Origin of the sequence: Paraburkholderia ultramafica (assembly GCF_902859915.1) — a bacterium.
Classification (GTDB): Bacteria; Pseudomonadota; Gammaproteobacteria; order Burkholderiales; family Burkholderiaceae; genus Paraburkholderia; species Paraburkholderia ultramafica.
Window position 1 is genome coordinate 1 of record NZ_CADIKK010000122.1, and the last position, 2,398, is coordinate 2,398.

Annotated in this window: 2 protein-coding genes; both read left to right on the plus strand. The window is 63.9% G+C overall.

What is annotated here, in order from left to right:
- A partial coding sequence (locus HV744_RS36400) for an HlyD family secretion protein (RefSeq protein WP_175154063.1) occupies positions 1-1,046 on the plus strand: 1,046 nt, incomplete at its 5' end.
- Between the two features lie 12 nt (positions 1,047-1,058).
- The coding region (locus HV744_RS36405) for a DHA2 family efflux MFS transporter permease subunit (RefSeq protein WP_175154064.1) at positions 1,059-2,398 on the plus strand (1,340 nt) is incomplete at its 3' end.

Below are 2,398 nucleotides of genomic sequence, written 5' to 3' on the forward strand. Positions count from 1 at the left end.
GCTACGCAAGCTACTGGCACTTCGTCGCGTCGCATTACGTGTCGACCGATAACGCCTACACGGCAGCCGAAGTCGCATCGATCACGCCGGCGGTGAGCGGCATCGTCAAAAGCGTGCCGGTCGTCAATACGCAGCAGGTCCACAAGGGCGACGTACTGGCCGTAGTCGACGACACCGACGCGAAGATTGCGCTGGCGCAGGCCGAAGCTGATCTGGGCCGCGCCGAACGCAAGGTGCGCGGCTATGTCGCCACCGATACGCAACTGGCCGCGCAAGTCAATGCGCGTGCCGCCGACGAAACCCGCATGGCCGCGCAGATCGCATCGGCCCAGGCCGACCTTGACCGCGCGGCGATCGACCTGCAGCGGCGCGAGGTGCTTAGCCACACCGGCAGCGTATCCGGCGAAGAACTGAGCAACGCGCGCACTGCGTTTGCCACCGCAAGGGCCGCGCTCGATGCAGCCCGCGCCGCGGCCTTGCAGGCGAAGGCAAGCCGCGACGCGGCGGTCGGCTCGCTCGAAGCAAACAAGGTGCTGATCGTAGACACGACGGTCGACACCAATCCGGAAGTGCTGCTCGCCCGCGCGAAGCGCGATCAGGCACGCGTCGATCTCGAACGCACGGTGCTGCGCGCGCCGGTCGACGGTATCGTCGCAAACCGCCAGGTTCAGGTGGGCCAGCGTGTTCAGTCCGGCACCACACTGATGAAGGTTGTGCCCGTCGAATCCGTCTACGTCGATGCGAATTACAAGGAGACACAACTCGGCAAGGTGCGCATCGGACAGCCGGTGGAACTGAAGTCGGACCTGTACGGCAGCAAGGTCGTCTATCACGGCAAGGTCGAGGGTTTCGCAGGCGGTTCAGGTTCCGCGTTTGCGATGATCCCCGCGCAGAACGCGACCGGCAACTGGATCAAGGTCGTGCAGCGCCTGCCGGTGCGCGTCAAAATCGATCCGGCCGAGCTTCGCGCGCATCCGCTCGGCATCAACCTGTCGATGGAAGCAACAGTCGACACCCGCGGCGGCAACGACGCGCCCGCACACTGAGGATGCGCCGCCATGTCTTCCAGTCAGGTCAATGACATTGCATTGCCGCCGCTGTCCGGCCCCATGCTGATTGTCGCGGCGTTGATGATCGCCGCCGCCAACTTTGTCGCGGTGCTGGACAGCACCATCGCTAACGTGTCGCTGTCGACGATTTCGGGCGCTCTCGGCTCCTCGACGAGCCAGGGCACCTACGTCATCACCTCGTATGCGGTGGCCGAAGCGATCACCGTGCCGCTGACCGGTTGGCTCGCGAGCCGCTTCGGCACGGTGCGCGTGTTCATCACGGCGCTGGTGATGTTCGGGCTCTTTTCGGCGCTATGCGGGATGGCGACCTCGCTCGGCACGCTGATCCTGTTCCGTGTGTTTCAAGGGCTCGCGGGCGGCCCGCTGATGCCGCTCTCGCAAACCCTGCTGCTGCGCATCTTTCCGAAGGAGAAGGCCGCCGCCGCGCTTGGCCTGTGGAGCATGACGACACTGATTGCGCCGGTGATGGGCCCGGTGCTGGGCGGTATCATCTGCGACGACTACCACTGGTCCTACATCTTCTTCATTAACGTGCCGGTCTCGCTCATCTGCGGATACGCCGGATGGATGATGCTCAAGCGCTTCGAATCCGGGAAGGTCCGGATGCGCATCGACACTGTCGGGCTCGTGCTGCTGATCATTTGGGTCTCGTCGCTGCAGATCATGGTCGATGATGGCAAGGACAAGGACTGGTTCAGCTCGATGGAAATTCGCGTCCTCGCGATCATTGCGGTGATTGGCTTTCTCGCCTTCCTCATCTGGGAGCTCACCGAGCGTAATCCCATCGTCGATCTGCGGGTGTTCCGTCATCGCGGCTTTGCCGCGAGTGTGGTCACCATGTCGCTGGCGTTCGGCGCGTACTTCGGTGCCACCGTGCTCACGCCACTGTGGCTGCAGAACAATATGGGGTACACGGCCACGTGGGCCGGTTATGCCCAGGCGACGACGGGCATCTTCGCGGTTGTCGCCGCGCCGTTTGCAGCCAGGCTGTCGACGAAGTTCGATGGACGCTGGCTCGTGTTTGCCGGCGTAGCGTTGCTCGGCTCGGTGACGCTGTTCCGCACGCATGCGAATTCGGACATGGACTTCTGGCAGGTGGCACTGCCGCTGCTGCTGCAAGGCGTCGGCCTGCCATTCTTCTTCGTGCCGACGACGAGCATCGGCCTGAGCAGTGTGGACGAGCCCGAAACGGCTTCGGCGGCGGGACTGATGAGCTTCTGCCGGACCTTCAGCGGCGCGATTGCCACCTCGGTCGTCAACACGTTGTGGGAGGACAAGACCAAATTCAACCGCGCGGAGTTGTCGGGCCTGGTCGATCAGGCCGGCCA